Here is a 15,368-nt window from a genome sequence, read left to right on the forward strand (position 1 = left end):
ATCTTCGTGTTAATTAAATGAGAGGTAGCGTACTAGCTAATGTTTAGTTATGTGTGTGTCTAGCATTGCTACCGATTCTGTGATGTGTGTAAATTACTAATATTCATAATACAATACGCCGTGATCAATCGGCGTAGCTACAATGGACGCGCCTTAGAGTAGTCTTGAGACGCCCCCAAACGTATCACAACCCAGATTTATCCAGATTGTGTAGAGGTTATGAGGGGGACTGTTAAATATGGCGGAGGGTGTGAGATTCGAACTCACGGGGAGCTTACGCTCCCGTCGGCTTTCAAGACCAATGCATTAAACCTGCTCTGCCAACCCTCCAATTTTTATAAAAAACACAATCAGCGTAAATATAGTGTTTTGATGTGTGTTAATGCTGATTGTAAAATAGGCATAAAAAAACCGACGAAAGTCGGCTTAATTACATTGTTGAGTAACGAATTTATTATCATTACCCTGAATTTGTTCTATTAGTTTGTTACGCTCGCATTCCCAATTACTCGGCGGATACATTTTATTCCACGCAGTCATTAGTTTATGTTCTGAATCAGATAAATTGATATTGTATCTATCTGACATGTAGAAATATGTCCGAGCTATAATACCGCGAATTTCTTCTCTCGGCTGAAATTTACGAGTTTGAAAATCTACAGCGCTTTTACATTGTCCGTACTGAGTGAACTCTTTTGTAAATTGCGAATATCTGAAATTTGACCTATCACCATTTACCTCTCCAATGGACGGTTGTAAGTTGTGCAAGTCGCCTTCCATTTCATTGAATCGAGAATCTTTTTTACACTCTTTTCGCCCGCCGTTTCGCCAGCATTGTAGATGTCGGCCGAAGTTTTCGGCGGGCATAACATGCTCCCATTCAATGCGTTTGGCTCTATTTTCATTTTTTCTTGGCTCATATCCGCACTTACTAAAATCGACAATGCCTTTTTTACCTGTCCATGAATATTCACAGTCACAATAAAATGTGGTTTGCTGAGGATTTGATTTATATAACTGAACTAGTTTTGTTTTTGCTGCATTAAAGTTTTGCGCAGAGTGAGAAAATAGAGGAATAAATAACAGGGTAACAAAAAACTTTTTCATAAATCCATTTAAAGCAATAAAAAATAAAGCCCGCATCAGCGAGCTTTACATACAAAAATACCATTCTGAGTACTTTATACTACTTAACTCTTAAGAAGTCAAGCTTTTTTTATAAACAACTTATTCAGTTGTAATTAATATATAGTAATTTCACGGTTATAAACCGCTTATTCAGCGGTAATTTATATATCGTAATATCATATTTATTAACGGCTTATTCAGCGGTAATATTTTTACGAAAAATAAAAAATTGTTAACAATAAATAATTAAATATAAGCCATGCAATTTTTGTAGATTTGACGCTGAAAAAATGATTTATAATCCAATCTTTTACTTATTCTAACCGGTAAAAAAAGCACTTCACTAAATGCATGTTCATATGTTTCATTGTTATCACCAACTCTAACCCCATGTTTTTCGCAAGGCTTTTGTAGTAAAGCATACCCGCACGCTAGTGGGTGCAACCTGCGCGTAATAATGTAATTAATTACATCACCACTTTTTATTGCCCATTGCATTTTGAAAGTATATTTTCTTATAAAAAAGTATTCTTTCTCTTCGCTGATTTGCTCGGTTGTTATTTTATAGTTAAAAATAGAACCCCCAGCCAGTCTTGTAATTTTCATAAGCTCATTTTTGATGCTATCACTATTAAAATCAGTAACATCTAGTACTATAACAAAATCTAATGATCCTGTTTTTTCTTCACAAACTAAAAGGGGCACAACGCTTCCTTTCGCCCCCAGAGAAGAGCCGAGCTTTCCTCCTCTTGACATATGATGGTTTTTTAAACCGAAAGCAAACGGTATGGGTTTATCATAATTTAATTTTAATTCAACCGATTCAATCATCCCGCCGATAGCCGTAATTGCTGGCAGCCCCGAAGAAATAAATCCCGAATTCAAATTAGCGTTATCTAATGACCCGTAGAAATATAAATATTTTCTGTCTTCAGGTAGCAAATAATTGAATTTTTTCTGCTTAAACACTCCCGAAAAAGGGGCTCCTTTTATAAAAAGTCGCCCGCCATGTTTTACAGCCAGTTCGCCCCGATTACCAAGCGTGACGCCGTTTTGCTGTATTTGATGATTAAAATAACATGACCCAAAAAACTTAACTGGTTTGTTATTTTTTTTTGCTTCCATCGCTTTTTTAACAGCTAAATATTTGTTTATTAAATTTTGATGATACTCACGCGCTTTTGTTGTGAATTCATCAACTAAAGCACATGAAGGCAACGGAGAATGAACAATGTACCCGCTATTAGTTTTTAAAAATAATTGTTTAGTAAATCCGTCGATAAAATCGGGGAAACAATTTTCTACTTCATCGCCTTTATTGGCTTTCTCTGCTATTTCTTTTGCTTGTCGATAATATGCCGCTGAAACTGGGTTAGCCCAGTATTTTTTAGACTGATTAACATGATTAGAACTAATAAAAAAATCTGGGATATCTAAAGCGGAATTTAAAACACAGCCGACAACTTTGCTTCTAGGTGTTTGGAATTTGTTTGAATGTGTTACTATCATAGCTACCTCATTTTGAGCTATTTGCTATTAATCAATACTTGTGTTATCAATAATGTTTTTAGCTAAAAGTTCAGCTTTAACGGATTCTACTAATCTAGCATTTAGCAAATCATTAGTTGTGACATCTTTATATGTTTTATTGAGTAACATAGCTAATATTTCTTGTCGATCTTCTTTAAGAAGATTCATCATTTTTATTACATCCTCTGGGATTTTTCTTGTTCCCTGTTCCCATCTTTGCCATGTGCGAACATGGCAGTCACCAATAAATTGAGCCGCTTCGGACACATCTAGAAAAAAAAGACGCCGAAGCGCCTTTAATTCGACATTAGTCATGATAAATATTTCCATTTACGGTATCGATTGCGCGATTTAAAACGCTAAAAACTTTCGATGCAAAAATCTCATCATGCGGATAATCAACGCTAGCACCTTCACCTTCAACAATTTTATAATCAATCGATAGAGCTAAATCTCTTATTTCATTTTCTAAAAAATCAACAATGAAATCTTTGTGAGCAAAATCTTTTTTATTTAATGTAATAGTTAACATAATTTTATTTCCTCTTATTCTAGGGTTGATTCGAACCAGTTCCGAATCTATGAGTACATTATAGGTCGCTAACGCGACCAAGCCAACTATTGTTTTTAGCATTTTGTGCTATTTTTTCGCAAAAAAAACCCCAGATGTTGCAGATCTGAGGTTTGGAATTTTATCCACACTTAACAAATTAGGACAAAATTATGTATAAAAATAAATTGATATCAATATTATAAACAAGCATTAAATAATGTCAATTGTAAATATATCTATCTTTTAACATCTCTAGCTCAATACCTGCATTTGCTTTCAGCGATAAAAAGTATCCATTTAAAAAATCTTCACCACTTTTTTTCAATTTATCTACCGCATTCCAATTTGTTTGCATTTTGTCCGCGATTAATTGTACTGATAAAGGTTTAATTATATAAATTTTATCTTCCCTAATTTTGCGCGACAATTGTTTGAAATTCGGTGCGCCGTGCACATCTTGAGCCAATCTTTTCCATTCGCTTCTGACATGTCCGCTTGTTGACAAATAATCAGTAATCACCTGTTTTTCACCGAAATAATGCAACATCAGAATGTCATAGATATTTTTTGACTGAGCTATATTTAAAGCTAGAATCGATAAAAATGCTTTATCAATCAGCATTGCGTCATTGTCGGAACAAACCTCTCTTAATTTTTTAGGCTGAGATTGATAATAAGACGGCGTGTTTTGCCTTAAATAAATCCCACGCCTTGACCAGTTACCAAATCGAGTACATATATCGGTGATATCATAGTCAACCTTAAATCGAACTTGTGTGACTGGTTTTACAACCTCTTTTGGTTCATCATCAATGTATTTGTATTCTGCTAGCACTATTTACCTCTACTTAATATTTGCACCATGACGAGCTATCAATAACGCATCAGCAACGGCTTGCCCTTCGCCTTTTTTATCAAGCATTTTTAAACTTGGGTAGAGTTGTATTGCTCTGCTTCTGGATGCGTCTTTATCCGCTCCTACTAAATTATTAGATTTTTTCCATGCTTGAGGGGTTACCATGGTGTACGGAATATTTAATCCCTGAATAATCCCTTCAACTACTCCTGCGCTATGCCCAAATGTAAATGTGCTCGATACTCCTTGCTGTGGCATTGAGTGAACTTTTTCAATGTAGGCATGTGTTATTTGGTGTTGTTCCAAAAAACGTACAATAGCAGCACCATTAACTTTGCTTTGTTTGCCGTCTTTTATAGTTGGTGTTCTCATTGCGTCAATAAAATTTCCGACATCATCAAGAACAACCATTGCACCAGAACAACCAGGATCGATACCTAAAATCATGCTTTCATTACCCCTATTTTCCCACACCTTGCTAATTGAATAACCGTTAATACAATAGCTTTATCTAATAAAATTCGCCTTTCTTCTCTTGTTAGTTCTTTACCGTTATCGATTTGATAATGACATTGATTACACAATGCAGCACATGCGCAATCATCCGTTTTCATCGCCATTCCCTTACCTTCATTTCTATGTGCTGGCTGAGTTTGACAATAACACCCACATAAGACGCAAAATTCAATTGATTTAACAGCGTCAAGCCATTTCTTATTGCGGTAAACTTGCTGCTTTAGCATTATTTGAATCTCTCTCCATTGTCATAAAACTTACCACAAGAGCCTTTAACATCGCCGTTTGCAGTCATTAGCGGACGATTGCAAACAAATAAATCTAAACCAACGTTGTATAAGCATTCGCCCTTGCATTCTGGGCATTTAAAACTTGTTTTAATTAGTTTGTGTTTTTTTGGCATTTTTAATCCACATAGTCGTTATAAAAATCGAAAATACTCGGCGAGAATATCAAACTAGAAAGGAAGGAAATGCCTCCAGTAAATCCCACTTCTTTATTAAGAAAATATCCACCACAACCAACGTACGCCATGAACATAAACCCCGCTGTAATAAAAATAATCATAAAAAATGTAAAAAATAATGCTTTCATCATGTGCCCCTTAAATAATTTTTAATATCCTGCTCATCATCAACCTTATTTAAATCATGCTGATTTATGTATTCTCTGCGTTGCTCTCTTACTATTTCGAGCTTCCTATCTAATTCTTGTTCGGTTTCATCATATTTTTTTAGCTGCTCTTTGTGTTCATCTTTCATCATGCCACCTTTGATAGTTGGTCTTTGTACCACTCAAATATTAATAAATCAGATTTTGCTTTCTCGCTCCATTTAACGTCTTTTTCTGCGCCGAATGAGTACGCTAGTTCTAATAAGTTGCTTAACTCTCGTTTGCTCATAACTCGTGTTGATTGACCTAAAACAATAAAGCCTGTGCCGTCTAGATTTGGTACGGTTTTTTGACCTTTAAGTGTTGCTGTGAAAACGTGCTTCCATTCCTCTGCCGTTAATGTCAAACCGTGCCAAACAACCTGCTTGGATATGTCTGTTAATGTTGCCCACATACGGGCGTTTTGCTCTAACGTTCTAGTCATTTCCTGAATGCAAACTACTAGCGGGTTTTTACTATCAACTGGCAATGAGCGAATAAAATTAATTAAATTGTTTTTTACTGTTTTGCTAACTAATTTAAAAACCTTCTTTTTTTCCATTACTCAGTTACCCTCCAAATCACAAATCCCCAAAAAAGAAATGTAACTATCATTACAATCGCTTCATCACTCATCTGCTAACTCCTTATTCGCAACCATTTGGTTTAACTTGATTAATGTTGTTAGACCAAAAATCTGAGCTGGAATGTAAAAACATAAAAGGACAAACCATCCTTCAAACGCAATAAAAAAGGTCGATAAAATGGCATAAATCAAGTTCCAAGCTATATGAAAATTGGTTAAATAATCCCAGTTTTTAATAAGCTTTTCATAAGAAATGAGAGTAGCCAAATACAAAATGAAACATTCAAACCAAAACACAATTTTTGGTATAACTATAAAGTTTTCGCTAATCAATTTAGACATAAGAATGGCTATGACTATGATTGACGTGTATGAAATTTTTATTAAAAATTTACTACTCATGCATTTATATCCCTAACACACATATGTTTTTTATTTTCAAAAATCTTCTTGTACTCGTTTGATTTTGCGATATCTTGCTCTAACGCATCTTTTTTACCTGCCCTGATTCGATATTTCAGAATGTTACCGAGGCAAAACCCTCTGAACTGCTCTACAGTCATGCTACGCGCTATGATGTCGATAGATTCGATGCCTTCGATTATTTGATAGTGTTTTGGATTTTTTACGTTGTCGTTCATAATCAACCTCTACACACTAATTTTTTTATAGTTTTTTCTGCGTATATTGCTACGTTATTCGTCACCGCTAGTTGAATAAAATTAGTTCGTTCACCAGCATCAAGATTCACCGCATTAAAAAACGCCTCAATTAACTCTGCGCTAATTGGCTTTTTTCGTTTTTCAATCATTGATATTGTTGTGCTGCTCACACCCATTTTTTTCGCCAGTTGAGACTGAGTAAACCCTAAATCAATTCTAGTTTTAGCAATAAACTTTCCGAGTTCTCCAGCTCGTTCCACTGGTGGCACGATAACTACGCCACTTATTACAACTAAATCACTCATCTCTAAACCCTCTCACACTTAAATTCAATAATTTGACCGCCTACCATTTTCTCACAACTCTGGTGACTTAATTTTTTATTAGTAAATCGCGTCCAATTAGTTGGTTGCTGTCCATTTTTAATGATTACCCCAGTTATTTTGTAAGCCATTTTTGTATCAATCCCCTTAAATTTTCCTTTTCTTCTTCCGAATATTTTTTAACTTGTTCGACTAGTTCATGTTTAATTTTTGCTATATTTGCACCAGGCTTTTTAATCTCTGTAACATAGTCATATGCTATTTTGTCTAACATGTGATAGCGTCCGCTTTTGCAGTGATTAATTAGCGGATTTCGCATGTTCTACTCTGTTTTTTCAGCGATAAAACCTCGTTCTGTGGTCTGTTGTACAGGTAGTTAAATGGTGTATGTTTATCGCTAGATAAAAACTGGTTTGTATATGCATTAAACTCAACCGATATTTTTCCACACCAACCCTCGCCCTCTCTTTGTTTATCTACTGAAAGTAATGTATTTGGAGAGGCTAGTAATTTTTCGTCTTTTTCACTTAATTCGATGTTTGGAAACTTGACTATTCTTTCGTTTAGTTCTTCTTTTTTCTTATTACGCCAAACTGTTATAAGATTATCCAAAAGATCTGTAATCGCCCCAGTGCCTTTTACATCCATTTTTCCTACTGGTTTTTCTTCACTTTCCCCTTTTCTTGGATGAGTGACTAAAAACACATGCACATCATTTTGATTTTTAAAATCACATAGTTGTTCTATAAATGCTTTTTGACCGTTATAATCATCTTCTGCCATGCCACACATCATCAAAGAGTCGATGATAAATACTTTTACTCCATATCTTTTGTGAGCGTACTTAAACACGGTTAAAAGCCTTTCAGTTTTTGCCTTACCTGTTACATTAAAAACCCACAAAGAATCGTTGAGCTTGTCCATTATTTTTTCCACATCTTCACGCTCTGGCTCTGGTGTGCATACGCCTTGTCGCACCAATCTTTTTAGTAATATTGCAGGTCTAAGTTCTAATGACGCAATGCAGACTCTTAATCCTGATTTAATAGCATCCAAAGAAAAATTGCCGACTAATTGCGATTTACCATGACCGTTTACGCCGTTAACAGCCGTAACTTCATGGCTACGAAACTTTAGTTTTTCTGCTAATCCTTCAACGCTTGACGTAAACATGTATTGTTCAGGGGTAAAGAAAGCATCAAGAACGCCTTGAGTAAAATCACCCGCTCTTTTTAGCTCTGTTGGATCTAATTTTTCCGCGCTTACGATGCACTGAATAAATTCATCTCTTGAAACGCCTTTCATTAAACATTCATTGGCGTCTTTACAGTCTTTCGGTAGATGAACAAAACTACAGCGGTGATAACCAAGCCTTGTGGCGATCTCTTTTGCTGCTAACTGCCCTGCCTCGTCGTTATCCATACAAATAAATATTTCTTCAAATCGATCAAGATGTTCATACTCATAATCGATCCATTGCTGTTTGGCTCCAGAGCCACCACCAAAAGGCACTGATAACGCAGGTACCCCGTATTGACTTATGGTCATTGCGTCAATTTCACCCTCACACAAAACAACCATGTTTCTTTCGCTATTATTAATTGCCTGCCAACCGAATAAACACGGCTCACAATCAGCTTCAGCCATAATGATTTTTTTGTTACCGTTACGCTCTAACCCTAATCGCTTTATTTGCAACGTTTCACCGTCACGAATGTAAGGGAATGCAATTGCGTCAATTTCAGTTTTTGTTTCATTGTTAAATACTTTTGCATCCACAACTCTAAATAGCCGAGCTGTTGCTTCTGAAATTCCTCTTGCTGCTAAATAGGCATAGCAACCTCTGCTCGATAAAATCCCTTTTTTCTCAGGTTTTTTAAATTGCTTTTTAGGCTTTTCAAAATATGAATTTTCATCTTGAATACCTAAAAACTCTTTTGCTTCGAGGATTGCTTTGTGCATAGATATATTTCTTACTGCAACCCATAAATCTAATAAATCACCACCTAAACCGCCGTTAAACTCGCACCAAACACGTTTACCACTAACGTTAATTTTTAAACTTTGTCCCTTGTCACCTTGCAGATCACCAACACACCATTCGCCATGGATTTTTTTACCATTAGGCAACAAATATCGAGCAACATCTTCGGCTCTTCCCCACAACTGATTTGATAATTCTTTGATATTCATAGCGCTTTTAACTCCAATTTTTTAAACCAGTAATCAACAAATGCCTTGCTAAATATTCCGTACCCATAACCTGCAATGAGTAATTTTTTAATTTGTTTACGCATCAATCTTCACCCCGCATAAACAGATACATGTCGTATTCTCTTTGTTGTTCGGGTGACATTTGTGGTTGCTTTGGCTTTGCTGTTGCAGGCAATTCATCTTCCCAGCGTTTTTGGTTTAGATAGGTAGTTGGATGTAGATTAGAAAACCCGAAGATATTGGCTTTAAGCCTGCATTGAATATCTTCAGCCAACATTTGCGCAAATCCCTCAGGGGTTTTGTTTTCTGATTTCCAGTTTTTGTATGCCGTTTTGAAGCTGGTAATTGCTTTTGATTTGCTGACTTTTGGCAATCCTGCTTTGTAAAAAATTTCAAACGCAGAATCGAGCAATATATTATTGTCTTTATTGTCTTTGGATATAATGTCTTTGGTGTGTTCCGTTTTCGGTAATAGGGTTGTTACCGTTTCAGTAACATTTTTTGTTACCGTTTTGGTAACTTTGTTACTGTTTTGGATTTTGTTACTATTTTGGTAACTTTTGGTTATATTCCAATCAGAAATATTTTTATTAATTCCTATCTTTCTGCCATCCAAAATTAACACTTTCATATCTAATAATTCATTTTTAGCGGTGTTAACTTTGCATCTTGGTAATTTAGTCTTTTCGGCAATCTGGCTATCAGCAATACGGTCATTCTTTTTGTTATAACCGTAAGTAAGTCTCACAACTGCATGTGCAACTTTTTGTTGGTGCTTAGTTAAATCAGCTTCGATTAAAGCGTCATATAATTCATTAGCAATTCTGGTATAGCCATCGTCTAAGTCAGCCATACGCCCCTCTCTAGGCTTAAATTCAATTACTTTTGCTGTGGACATGGCAACTTCCTTTTCAATTTTTTAAACTCATCAATGAGTCGTTTACCAAAATCAGGATGATCTAAATCAATCATCGTTAATTCATCTGGTTTTTCTGCCCGTTGACATGCCTTTTGATATGATTTATTCTGTTTCATGTATTATTTCTCAATCGTTATGCTCATTAGGTGCGAACTAATGAGCTGACTTAATCAATTCTTTTGCGTGTTTCCTAGCGGCTTTTAAACAATCATCAAAGATTTTGCCGTTTTGTGATGCGCAAGATCTTCTTTTGTACTCAGCGACACCTTTATCTGCAGAGCTTGACGCAATTAGTTCACTAAAACCGTCTTGGATTAATAATTGATTTATATTTTTATAAATAAAATCAGTTGGATTCATTGTTAATCCTCTTAGCGTGTAGTAAAAACAAGGTTTTTTAGTTTTTGGGTTTATGATTTTATTTACTTTTTTTACAAAAACATGTTTCAAAAGTTTGCTTTTTTCTCTCAACCTTGCGCTTATAGCTGTTTCAGTATCAAATTTATTAAATCTTGTTGTGATTTTGGGTTGATTATTTGCATACATATTCCCTGCTAATTTATTGTGATTACGAATAGAGATCAGGAAATAACTCTTTTTTACTTAATCCTGTAACGCTTAGCCATTTGTCACGAATTTCTTTATTCCTACACGGGATTTTTCCTCCTCGCGCTTTTATGTTCGTGATATTAGATGGACTGCATCCGACTAGACGTGCTAATTCTGATTTATTTCCGCCAATAGCTCTAATTGCCTTATCAATTGGTGATAACTCACCTGTCATAATAAACACCCCTTAAACATATATTACACATTATTACACATAATATAAACATAAAAATTTATTTTTGCAACATATACATGTATTTTTGTTTATTGAACGATTACACGGATTGTGTAAAATTATAAACATAAATCGCAGGAGACCCCCGATGAGCTCAGTAACTCAACGCATTCAAAAAATAATGAATGATCATTCAATAAATAAAAGTGAATTAGCAAAAATAGCATGTACTACCCCACAAAATGTAACCAATTGGGAAAGTAGAGGGGCAATTAGTCGTAAAAAAGCGCAATTAATTGCGGATAAACTTGGATACAATATTAATTGGCTACTTTATGGGGAAGATGAAAATCTACAAGATAGCAAATTAAACCCGATAGAATGGGAATCATTGTCAAAAGAAGAACAAACAGGCGGAAAATTCATAACAATCCCAGTATTGGACGTTGAGTTATCCGCTGGATACGGGACGTGTCAAAGCATGGAGCAAGAAATGTATACATTACCATTTAGAGCAACCACACTTAAACAAAGAAATATACCAATAGATAAAGCTAAAGTAGTAAAGGTTTCTGGGGACAGTATGGAACCTCGATTATTTGATAAAGATATAATATCAATTAACATGGCTGACACTCGAATTAGAGATGGTAAAATTTATGCTGTAAGAGTTTACGATCTACAGAAAGTTAAAGTTTTGATTAGAAATGCTGACGGTTCAATAACATTAAGATCATTCAATCAAGCATATCCAGACGAGATAGTTAGTAAAGAACAAATAGAAAATGGTGATTTTCAGGTATTAGGAAGGATGTGGTGGCACTCTTCTCTAGATGATTAATAAAAATTAACAGATACTATTCTAAAGCCCGCTAGGGCTTTTTTTATGCCCAGTCCTTTATTGTTTAAAAAACAACCAATCAATCATTAATCGATTTATTAAATATCAATAACTTATCTTATTTACACAAAAAAATAAACAAAATAATTAAACATTTTTAAACAAATGTGTTGACACTATTTGTGTAAAAGTGTTTAATATTAAACATAGAAATTAAACATGATTAAACGCATTTAATTTCAAGCTCTTTAAAAATTAGAAAAGTCGAATTGATTAGTAATAAAGATGCTTAGACCCTAGCGAGCAAAATTCGCACGGACTTATCGGGGAGACCTGTCGATAACTCACGTAACAAGGCAACACTGGCTGAGGCTAATTGATTCGCAGCGCCAATACTGGGGCATGTACCAGTAATCAAATCAAAGCGCATTCAACGAGTGCGCTTGAGTTTGAAATATAAATAAGGGTTTGGTTATGAAAGAACAAAACAAAATAAAACAGCTTCAGCAAAAAGCAACATTCAATGTGAGTACTTTTATTTATGACGAAGAAGAAAAACTGATTAGTAAAATCAATTTTGAAGAGCTGACATCATTTTTAATTGAAATGATGGATGTTAAAGAGATTGATGGTGAAGAGCTTTATGAGTGTATGTGTAAATTAACGCATGCTCAAGCATTTATTCAAGCTGAACAACAAATATCTAATAACGAACAAATGATGATTGATCGGGCTTGCTATTAGTGAGCCTGATTTTAAATGGAAGGAAAGAAATTATGGCAACAAGATCAAATATTTGTGTAAAAGTTGGTGATGTGTACAGAACTGTTTATTGTCAGTGGGATGGTTATTTAGCTCATAACGGAGCTATTCTATTTGAGTATTACGACTCTCAAGAATTGGCTGAAGAACTGGTCAGTCACGGCGACATGTTAACTCTTGACAAAAAATGTTCGAAACCAAATGGACATTCATATGAAAATCCTGTTGATGGTTATACAGTTTACTACGGACGTGATCGAGGAGAAAAAAATACTGGTTATATAGAATCGACAACAAGACCGCTGTGTAACGAAGAGTATTTATATGTATTTGAAGATGGCAAGTGGCATGTTGAATCAGAATATATTCCGAATGGCTACCAAGAATTAACAGAAGAATTAATTTCATTTGCCTGTTAAAAAATACTGACAGCTCGGAAAGACGGCACATTGCTACATCCTATTGGCCCCGAACTTTGGGGCTTTTTTACAGAATTTTCAAATCTTGGTTAAAAGAGGAACAAAACAATGGATAAATTAACACCTCAAAATGCACAGCAGGAACACATGGTTCAGATTTTATTAGCAAAAATGCAGGGGGTTGAGGTTGAACTTTATGATCGCATTGGCAAGGAGTGGATAACATCTGCCACTAGTGCTGTTTATGTGGATTCAAACTATCGTATCAAATCTCACGAGTTACCTATCGCCAAAGGGATTTGGGCGATAATAGATAAAAAATGGAAATGGGCGGCTAAAGATAATGACGGTGGTGTGTGGTTTTATGTGGAAAGACCCAGTAAGGGCGATTACTGTTGGTATGAAGATTCGGAGGGATGTGCCTTAAATGCTCTAGCTCTAAACACAGACGGTATCGACTGGCGAAAATCTCTAACGAGACGTCCTGAGGGGGTATGAATGGAAACAATACCAACAGACCATGTCGGCTATAACGTACATGAAACAGACCGATTTAAAAATGATTATAAATTAAATGAGGGCGAAAGAATTTACGCCCTTTTTTGTACATGTGTACTAACAATCGGCATGTTGTTTATGTTGATTCATTGGATGCTACAGATCGCAACTAATTAGAGAGAATATGGAAATGGCAGAATCATTTGAAAAGAAAATCTGGGACGCCCTGTCCTCAATTAATGTTAACGACAAAATAGAGAAGAAAAACGGTCTTACATATTTGTCGTGGGCTTGGGCTTGGGGTGTATTAATGAAACACTACCCACAATCTACGTACACAATTAACCCTCCAACTACAGAGTTGGATGGCTCTATGACGGTAAGTGTCACTTTGACAATAAAAGAAGACAAGAACGAAGCAACTCGATTTATGTGGTTACCTGTTATGGACTTCAAAAATCACGCCATTAAAAATCCTAATTCAGTAGACATAAATAAGGCGAAAATGCGGTGTTTGACCAAAGCTATATCAATGTTTGGGCTAGGTTTTTATATTTACGCTGGCGAGGATTTACCAGAAGAAGAAAAACAGGCGCAAAAAATTAATGAGGATGAGTTGAACAAAAAACGTGAATCATTAATAAAAGCGGTTGAACAATCCGCACAAAAGGGAGTTGATGCTATGGGTGAGTTTTGGAAATCATTATTAATTGAAGACCAAAAACTTATCGGAGCAGACGAAAAACGTCGTATCTATGACAACATAGCAAAAATGGCAGACGCAAATGGAACAGCGAACGAATGAATGGTTTAACGCGCGTCTAGGTAAAGTCACTGCTAGTCGGATTAGTGACGTAATGGCAAAACCTAAAAAAAACGGGCATTCCGCATCTCGTCAAAATTACATGGCTCAACTGATTTGTGAGCGATTAACTGAAACACCAGCCGAATCATTTACTAACACAGCCATGCAACGAGGTACGGAATTAGAACCAGTTGCAAGGGAAATGTACATACTAAACCAATTTGATGCAACAGTAAAAGAAGTAGGATTTATCCCCCACCCTTCAATCGAAAATGCTGGCGCTAGTCCTGACGGGCTAGTAAATGATGACGGACTAATCGAAATAAAATGCCCTAACACATGGACACATTTAGAATTCATTCAGTCACTGAAACCCAAACGAGAATACATATTACAAATGCAATGGCAAATGATTTGTACAGGTCGCAAATGGTGTGATTTTGTGAGTTATGACGATAGATTACCCGACAATTTAAGTTACAAATGTGTTCGAATTTATTATGACGAAAATTTAGCCCAAGAAATCGAAGCGGAAGTTATTAAATTTCTACAAGAACTTGATGAACGGATTAAGCAAATAGAAGCAGTTTAGCCGTCCAAGTGACGACTTTTATATAAGGAATGAAAAAATGACCAGATTAACAAAAAGAATTAAAGAGAAAATTTGTAGAAAAGCAATTGAACAATCACCAGTAAATAAAGCGTTGGCAGAAGTGAGCAGCCAATTATCTAAATTGGCACTTGATGTTTATAACGATAACGCGACAAATAAACAAATTGAAGATATATGTGAAATAGTAGGACGTGTAGAAAAACTACCGTTTTATTTTAGAGGTTTTTTTGAAACTTCTTACATTAAGTGTGCATTCGGTGGAATGTATACAAATTTATATGCTCCAGACGGTGTTATTTTTTATGATTTAAAAGAAAATCCCACTTATACAGCAGAGCATGAGTTTACAAAACGATTTTTAGATTTAGAGCTTAAACAAGATAGTTTAATTAAACAAAGAAATGATTTGAAGCTTGAAATCTGGGCTCTTCTAGATAGATGTGCAACTCTAAAGAAGTTGCAACAAATATGGCCAGAATCAGTTAATTTTCTAGATGGTATAGAAACTGATATCGCTATCATCAATTTACCTGCCGTAGTTATTGAAGACTTAAATAACAAGCTTGGCATTTCTTCTTAATTTACTGTTTCGTCTGGTATATGCGTTGATAATTAGTGTTAGCAAAGACGTTTTCCTTTTGACCGAGCCCGCTAGTTTGAAATATGCAAGTCGGTGTTTTAATAGCCCATATTATGGCGGTAGTCGCG

The 15,368-nt window shown here is 35.4% G+C and carries 27 protein-coding genes and 1 tRNA gene; 8 read left to right on the forward strand and 20 right to left on the reverse strand.

Features of this window, described 5'->3' with window-relative positions; all coding sequences use genetic code 11:
- Window positions 1–239 precede the first annotated feature (239 nt).
- The 20 genes from J3U18_RS00005 to J3U18_RS00095 all read right to left on the reverse strand — a co-directional run bounded on the left by J3U18_RS00005 (window position 240) and on the right by J3U18_RS00095 (window position 10,722).
- Window positions 240–330: transfer RNA gene (locus J3U18_RS00005), tRNA-Ser, on the reverse strand.
- Window positions 331–426: 96 nt separating this feature from the next.
- Window positions 427–1,107 (reverse strand): endonuclease, encoded by a 681-nt coding sequence (locus tag J3U18_RS00010; protein WP_267352588.1) that lies wholly within the window; start codon window positions 1,105–1,107, stop codon window positions 427–429.
- A 267-nt stretch (window positions 1,108–1,374) separates the two neighbouring features.
- Window positions 1,375–2,637, reverse strand: coding sequence for a hypothetical protein (locus J3U18_RS00015; RefSeq protein ID WP_267352589.1), 1,263 nt, complete (start codon window positions 2,635–2,637; stop codon window positions 1,375–1,377).
- A gap of 27 nt (window positions 2,638–2,664) precedes the next feature.
- Complete coding sequence (locus tag J3U18_RS00020) at window positions 2,665–2,973, reverse strand: DUF1870 family protein (RefSeq protein WP_267352590.1); 309 nt, start codon at window positions 2,971–2,973, stop codon at window positions 2,665–2,667.
- A complete protein-coding gene (locus J3U18_RS00025) occupies window positions 2,966–3,190 on the reverse strand; it encodes a hypothetical protein (RefSeq protein ID WP_065563285.1) in 225 nt (74 codons plus the stop codon). Before J3U18_RS00025 ends, J3U18_RS00020 begins: the two co-directional genes overlap by 8 nt.
- A 241-nt stretch (window positions 3,191–3,431) precedes the next feature.
- Complete coding sequence (locus J3U18_RS00030; RefSeq protein WP_267352591.1) at window positions 3,432–4,046, reverse strand: hypothetical protein; 615 nt, start codon at window positions 4,044–4,046, stop codon at window positions 3,432–3,434.
- Between the two features lie 9 nt (window positions 4,047–4,055).
- Window positions 4,056–4,514 (reverse strand): crossover junction endodeoxyribonuclease RuvC, encoded by a 459-nt coding sequence (locus tag J3U18_RS00035; RefSeq protein WP_267352592.1) that lies wholly within the window; start codon window positions 4,512–4,514, stop codon window positions 4,056–4,058.
- A complete protein-coding gene (locus J3U18_RS00040; protein WP_267352593.1) occupies window positions 4,511–4,810 on the reverse strand; it encodes a hypothetical protein in 300 nt (99 codons plus the stop codon). Before J3U18_RS00040 ends, J3U18_RS00035 begins: the two co-directional genes overlap by 4 nt.
- 366 nt (window positions 4,811–5,176) lie before the next feature.
- Window positions 5,177–5,344: a hypothetical protein gene (locus tag J3U18_RS00045; RefSeq protein ID WP_267352594.1), complete on the reverse strand. Its 168-nt coding sequence runs from the start codon at window positions 5,342–5,344 to the stop codon at window positions 5,177–5,179.
- Window positions 5,344–5,796, reverse strand: a complete 453-nt coding sequence (locus J3U18_RS00050) for a recombination protein NinB (RefSeq protein WP_267352595.1) — start codon at window positions 5,794–5,796, stop codon at window positions 5,344–5,346. Before J3U18_RS00050 ends, J3U18_RS00045 begins: the two co-directional genes overlap by 1 nt.
- A 66-nt stretch (window positions 5,797–5,862) precedes the next feature.
- The gene (locus J3U18_RS00055; protein ID WP_267352596.1) at window positions 5,863–6,222 is read right to left on the reverse strand and encodes a hypothetical protein; all 360 of its coding nucleotides are present in this window, start codon (window positions 6,220–6,222) and stop codon (window positions 5,863–5,865) included.
- Entirely contained in the window at window positions 6,219–6,461 is a 243-nt protein-coding gene (locus J3U18_RS00060) for a DUF3310 domain-containing protein (RefSeq protein ID WP_267352597.1), read from the reverse strand. Before J3U18_RS00060 ends, J3U18_RS00055 begins: the two co-directional genes overlap by 4 nt.
- Before the next feature lie 2 nt (window positions 6,462–6,463).
- Window positions 6,464–6,787 carry a helix-turn-helix domain-containing protein gene (locus tag J3U18_RS00065; RefSeq protein WP_267352598.1) on the reverse strand — a complete coding sequence of 108 codons (324 nt, stop codon included), beginning with the start codon at window positions 6,785–6,787 and terminating at the stop codon, window positions 6,464–6,466.
- A 2-nt stretch (window positions 6,788–6,789) separates the two neighbouring features.
- Complete coding sequence (locus tag J3U18_RS11855; protein ID WP_416380364.1) at window positions 6,790–6,936, reverse strand: DUF1187 family protein; 147 nt, start codon at window positions 6,934–6,936, stop codon at window positions 6,790–6,792.
- A complete protein-coding gene (locus tag J3U18_RS00070; protein ID WP_267352599.1) occupies window positions 6,921–7,079 on the reverse strand; it encodes a hypothetical protein in 159 nt (52 codons plus the stop codon). Before J3U18_RS00070 ends, J3U18_RS11855 begins: the two co-directional genes overlap by 16 nt.
- 29 nt (window positions 7,080–7,108) lie before the next feature.
- The gene (locus J3U18_RS00075) at window positions 7,109–8,998 is read right to left on the reverse strand and encodes a toprim domain-containing protein (RefSeq protein WP_416380365.1); all 1,890 of its coding nucleotides are present in this window, start codon (window positions 8,996–8,998) and stop codon (window positions 7,109–7,111) included.
- Window positions 8,999–9,101: 103 nt separating this feature from the next.
- Window positions 9,102–9,917 carry a replication protein gene (locus tag J3U18_RS00080; protein WP_267352601.1) on the reverse strand — a complete coding sequence of 272 codons (816 nt, stop codon included), beginning with the start codon at window positions 9,915–9,917 and terminating at the stop codon, window positions 9,102–9,104.
- Window positions 9,899–10,054 (reverse strand): hypothetical protein, encoded by a 156-nt coding sequence (locus J3U18_RS00085; protein WP_267352602.1) that lies wholly within the window; start codon window positions 10,052–10,054, stop codon window positions 9,899–9,901. The genes J3U18_RS00080 and J3U18_RS00085 overlap by 19 nt, the downstream gene beginning before the upstream one ends.
- 37 nt (window positions 10,055–10,091) lie before the next feature.
- Window positions 10,092–10,484 (reverse strand): hypothetical protein, encoded by a 393-nt coding sequence (locus tag J3U18_RS00090; protein WP_267352603.1) that lies wholly within the window; start codon window positions 10,482–10,484, stop codon window positions 10,092–10,094.
- Window positions 10,485–10,506: 22 nt separating this feature from the next.
- Window positions 10,507–10,722, reverse strand: coding sequence for a hypothetical protein (locus J3U18_RS00095; protein ID WP_187755144.1), 216 nt, complete (start codon window positions 10,720–10,722; stop codon window positions 10,507–10,509).
- A 148-nt stretch (window positions 10,723–10,870) separates the two neighbouring features.
- On the opposite strand from J3U18_RS00095, the gene J3U18_RS00100 reads away from it, so the two are divergent.
- The 8 genes from J3U18_RS00100 to J3U18_RS00135 all read left to right on the forward strand — a co-directional run bounded on the left by J3U18_RS00100 (window position 10,871) and on the right by J3U18_RS00135 (window position 15,240).
- Window positions 10,871–11,563, forward strand: a complete 693-nt coding sequence (locus J3U18_RS00100; RefSeq protein ID WP_267352604.1) for an XRE family transcriptional regulator — start codon at window positions 10,871–10,873, stop codon at window positions 11,561–11,563.
- A gap of 474 nt (window positions 11,564–12,037) precedes the next feature.
- Window positions 12,038–12,307 (forward strand): hypothetical protein, encoded by a 270-nt coding sequence (locus tag J3U18_RS00105; RefSeq protein ID WP_267352605.1) that lies wholly within the window; start codon window positions 12,038–12,040, stop codon window positions 12,305–12,307.
- 32 nt (window positions 12,308–12,339) lie between these two features.
- Window positions 12,340–12,744, forward strand: coding sequence for a post-segregation killing protein PndC (locus tag J3U18_RS00110; RefSeq protein WP_267352606.1), 405 nt, complete (start codon window positions 12,340–12,342; stop codon window positions 12,742–12,744).
- Window positions 12,745–12,852: 108 nt separating this feature from the next.
- Window positions 12,853–13,242 (forward strand): hypothetical protein, encoded by a 390-nt coding sequence (locus J3U18_RS00115; protein ID WP_267352607.1) that lies wholly within the window; start codon window positions 12,853–12,855, stop codon window positions 13,240–13,242.
- A complete protein-coding gene (locus J3U18_RS00120; RefSeq protein WP_267352608.1) occupies window positions 13,243–13,419 on the forward strand; it encodes a hypothetical protein in 177 nt (58 codons plus the stop codon).
- A 13-nt stretch (window positions 13,420–13,432) separates the two neighbouring features.
- Window positions 13,433–14,047 (forward strand): DUF1071 domain-containing protein, encoded by a 615-nt coding sequence (locus tag J3U18_RS00125; RefSeq protein WP_267352609.1) that lies wholly within the window; start codon window positions 13,433–13,435, stop codon window positions 14,045–14,047.
- Window positions 14,028–14,639 (forward strand): lambda exonuclease family protein, encoded by a 612-nt coding sequence (locus J3U18_RS00130; protein WP_267352610.1) that lies wholly within the window; start codon window positions 14,028–14,030, stop codon window positions 14,637–14,639. The genes J3U18_RS00125 and J3U18_RS00130 overlap by 20 nt, the downstream gene beginning before the upstream one ends.
- A 37-nt stretch (window positions 14,640–14,676) precedes the next feature.
- Window positions 14,677–15,240: an Nmad5 family putative nucleotide modification protein gene (locus J3U18_RS00135; protein ID WP_267352611.1), complete on the forward strand. Its 564-nt coding sequence runs from the start codon at window positions 14,677–14,679 to the stop codon at window positions 15,238–15,240.
- The last annotated feature ends 128 nt before the right edge of the window (window positions 15,241–15,368 follow it).

It is taken from the genome of Gilliamella sp. B3482 (assembly GCF_026536805.1).
Taxonomy (GTDB): Bacteria; Pseudomonadota; Gammaproteobacteria; order Enterobacterales; family Orbaceae; genus Gilliamella; species Gilliamella apicola_E.

What these genes read in the sequence shown, in the direction of transcription:
- J3U18_RS11855 (WP_416380364.1), bottom strand. Translation starts at nt 6,936, where the DNA reads ATGGCTTACAAAATAACTGGGGTAATCATTAAAAATGGACAGCAACCA.
- J3U18_RS00135 (WP_267352611.1), top strand. Translation starts at nt 14,677, where the DNA reads ATGACCAGATTAACAAAAAGAATTAAAGAGAAAATTTGTAGAAAAGCA.
- J3U18_RS00045 (WP_267352594.1), bottom strand. Translation starts at nt 5,344, where the DNA reads ATGAAAGATGAACACAAAGAGCAGCTAAAAAAATATGATGAAACCGAA.
- J3U18_RS00130 (WP_267352610.1), top strand. Translation starts at nt 14,028, where the DNA reads ATGGAACAGCGAACGAATGAATGGTTTAACGCGCGTCTAGGTAAAGTC.
- J3U18_RS00010 (WP_267352588.1), bottom strand. Translation starts at nt 1,107, where the DNA reads ATGAAAAAGTTTTTTGTTACCCTGTTATTTATTCCTCTATTTTCTCAC.
- J3U18_RS00090 (WP_267352603.1), bottom strand. Translation starts at nt 10,484, where the DNA reads ATGTATGCAAATAATCAACCCAAAATCACAACAAGATTTAATAAATTT.
- J3U18_RS00095 (WP_187755144.1), bottom strand. Translation starts at nt 10,722, where the DNA reads ATGACAGGTGAGTTATCACCAATTGATAAGGCAATTAGAGCTATTGGC.
- J3U18_RS00035 (WP_267352592.1), bottom strand. Translation starts at nt 4,514, where the DNA reads ATGATTTTAGGTATCGATCCTGGTTGTTCTGGTGCAATGGTTGTTCTT.
- J3U18_RS00105 (WP_267352605.1), top strand. Translation starts at nt 12,038, where the DNA reads ATGAAAGAACAAAACAAAATAAAACAGCTTCAGCAAAAAGCAACATTC.
- J3U18_RS00120 (WP_267352608.1), top strand. Translation starts at nt 13,243, where the DNA reads ATGGAAACAATACCAACAGACCATGTCGGCTATAACGTACATGAAACA.
- J3U18_RS00110 (WP_267352606.1), top strand. Translation starts at nt 12,340, where the DNA reads ATGGCAACAAGATCAAATATTTGTGTAAAAGTTGGTGATGTGTACAGA.
- J3U18_RS00040 (WP_267352593.1), bottom strand. Translation starts at nt 4,810, where the DNA reads ATGCTAAAGCAGCAAGTTTACCGCAATAAGAAATGGCTTGACGCTGTT.
- J3U18_RS00025 (WP_065563285.1), bottom strand. Translation starts at nt 3,190, where the DNA reads ATGTTAACTATTACATTAAATAAAAAAGATTTTGCTCACAAAGATTTC.
- J3U18_RS00125 (WP_267352609.1), top strand. Translation starts at nt 13,433, where the DNA reads ATGGCAGAATCATTTGAAAAGAAAATCTGGGACGCCCTGTCCTCAATT.
- J3U18_RS00100 (WP_267352604.1), top strand. Translation starts at nt 10,871, where the DNA reads ATGAGCTCAGTAACTCAACGCATTCAAAAAATAATGAATGATCATTCA.
- J3U18_RS00015 (WP_267352589.1), bottom strand. Translation starts at nt 2,637, where the DNA reads ATGATAGTAACACATTCAAACAAATTCCAAACACCTAGAAGCAAAGTT.
- J3U18_RS00065 (WP_267352598.1), bottom strand. Translation starts at nt 6,787, where the DNA reads ATGAGTGATTTAGTTGTAATAAGTGGCGTAGTTATCGTGCCACCAGTG.
- J3U18_RS00085 (WP_267352602.1), bottom strand. Translation starts at nt 10,054, where the DNA reads ATGAAACAGAATAAATCATATCAAAAGGCATGTCAACGGGCAGAAAAA.
- J3U18_RS00080 (WP_267352601.1), bottom strand. Translation starts at nt 9,917, where the DNA reads ATGTCCACAGCAAAAGTAATTGAATTTAAGCCTAGAGAGGGGCGTATG.
- J3U18_RS00060 (WP_267352597.1), bottom strand. Translation starts at nt 6,461, where the DNA reads ATGAACGACAACGTAAAAAATCCAAAACACTATCAAATAATCGAAGGC.
- J3U18_RS00050 (WP_267352595.1), bottom strand. Translation starts at nt 5,796, where the DNA reads ATGGAAAAAAAGAAGGTTTTTAAATTAGTTAGCAAAACAGTAAAAAAC.
- J3U18_RS00055 (WP_267352596.1), bottom strand. Translation starts at nt 6,222, where the DNA reads ATGAGTAGTAAATTTTTAATAAAAATTTCATACACGTCAATCATAGTC.
- J3U18_RS00070 (WP_267352599.1), bottom strand. Translation starts at nt 7,079, where the DNA reads ATGTTAGACAAAATAGCATATGACTATGTTACAGAGATTAAAAAGCCT.
- J3U18_RS00075 (WP_416380365.1), bottom strand. Translation starts at nt 8,998, where the DNA reads ATGAATATCAAAGAATTATCAAATCAGTTGTGGGGAAGAGCCGAAGAT.
- J3U18_RS00115 (WP_267352607.1), top strand. Translation starts at nt 12,853, where the DNA reads ATGGATAAATTAACACCTCAAAATGCACAGCAGGAACACATGGTTCAG.
- J3U18_RS00020 (WP_267352590.1), bottom strand. Translation starts at nt 2,973, where the DNA reads ATGACTAATGTCGAATTAAAGGCGCTTCGGCGTCTTTTTTTTCTAGAT.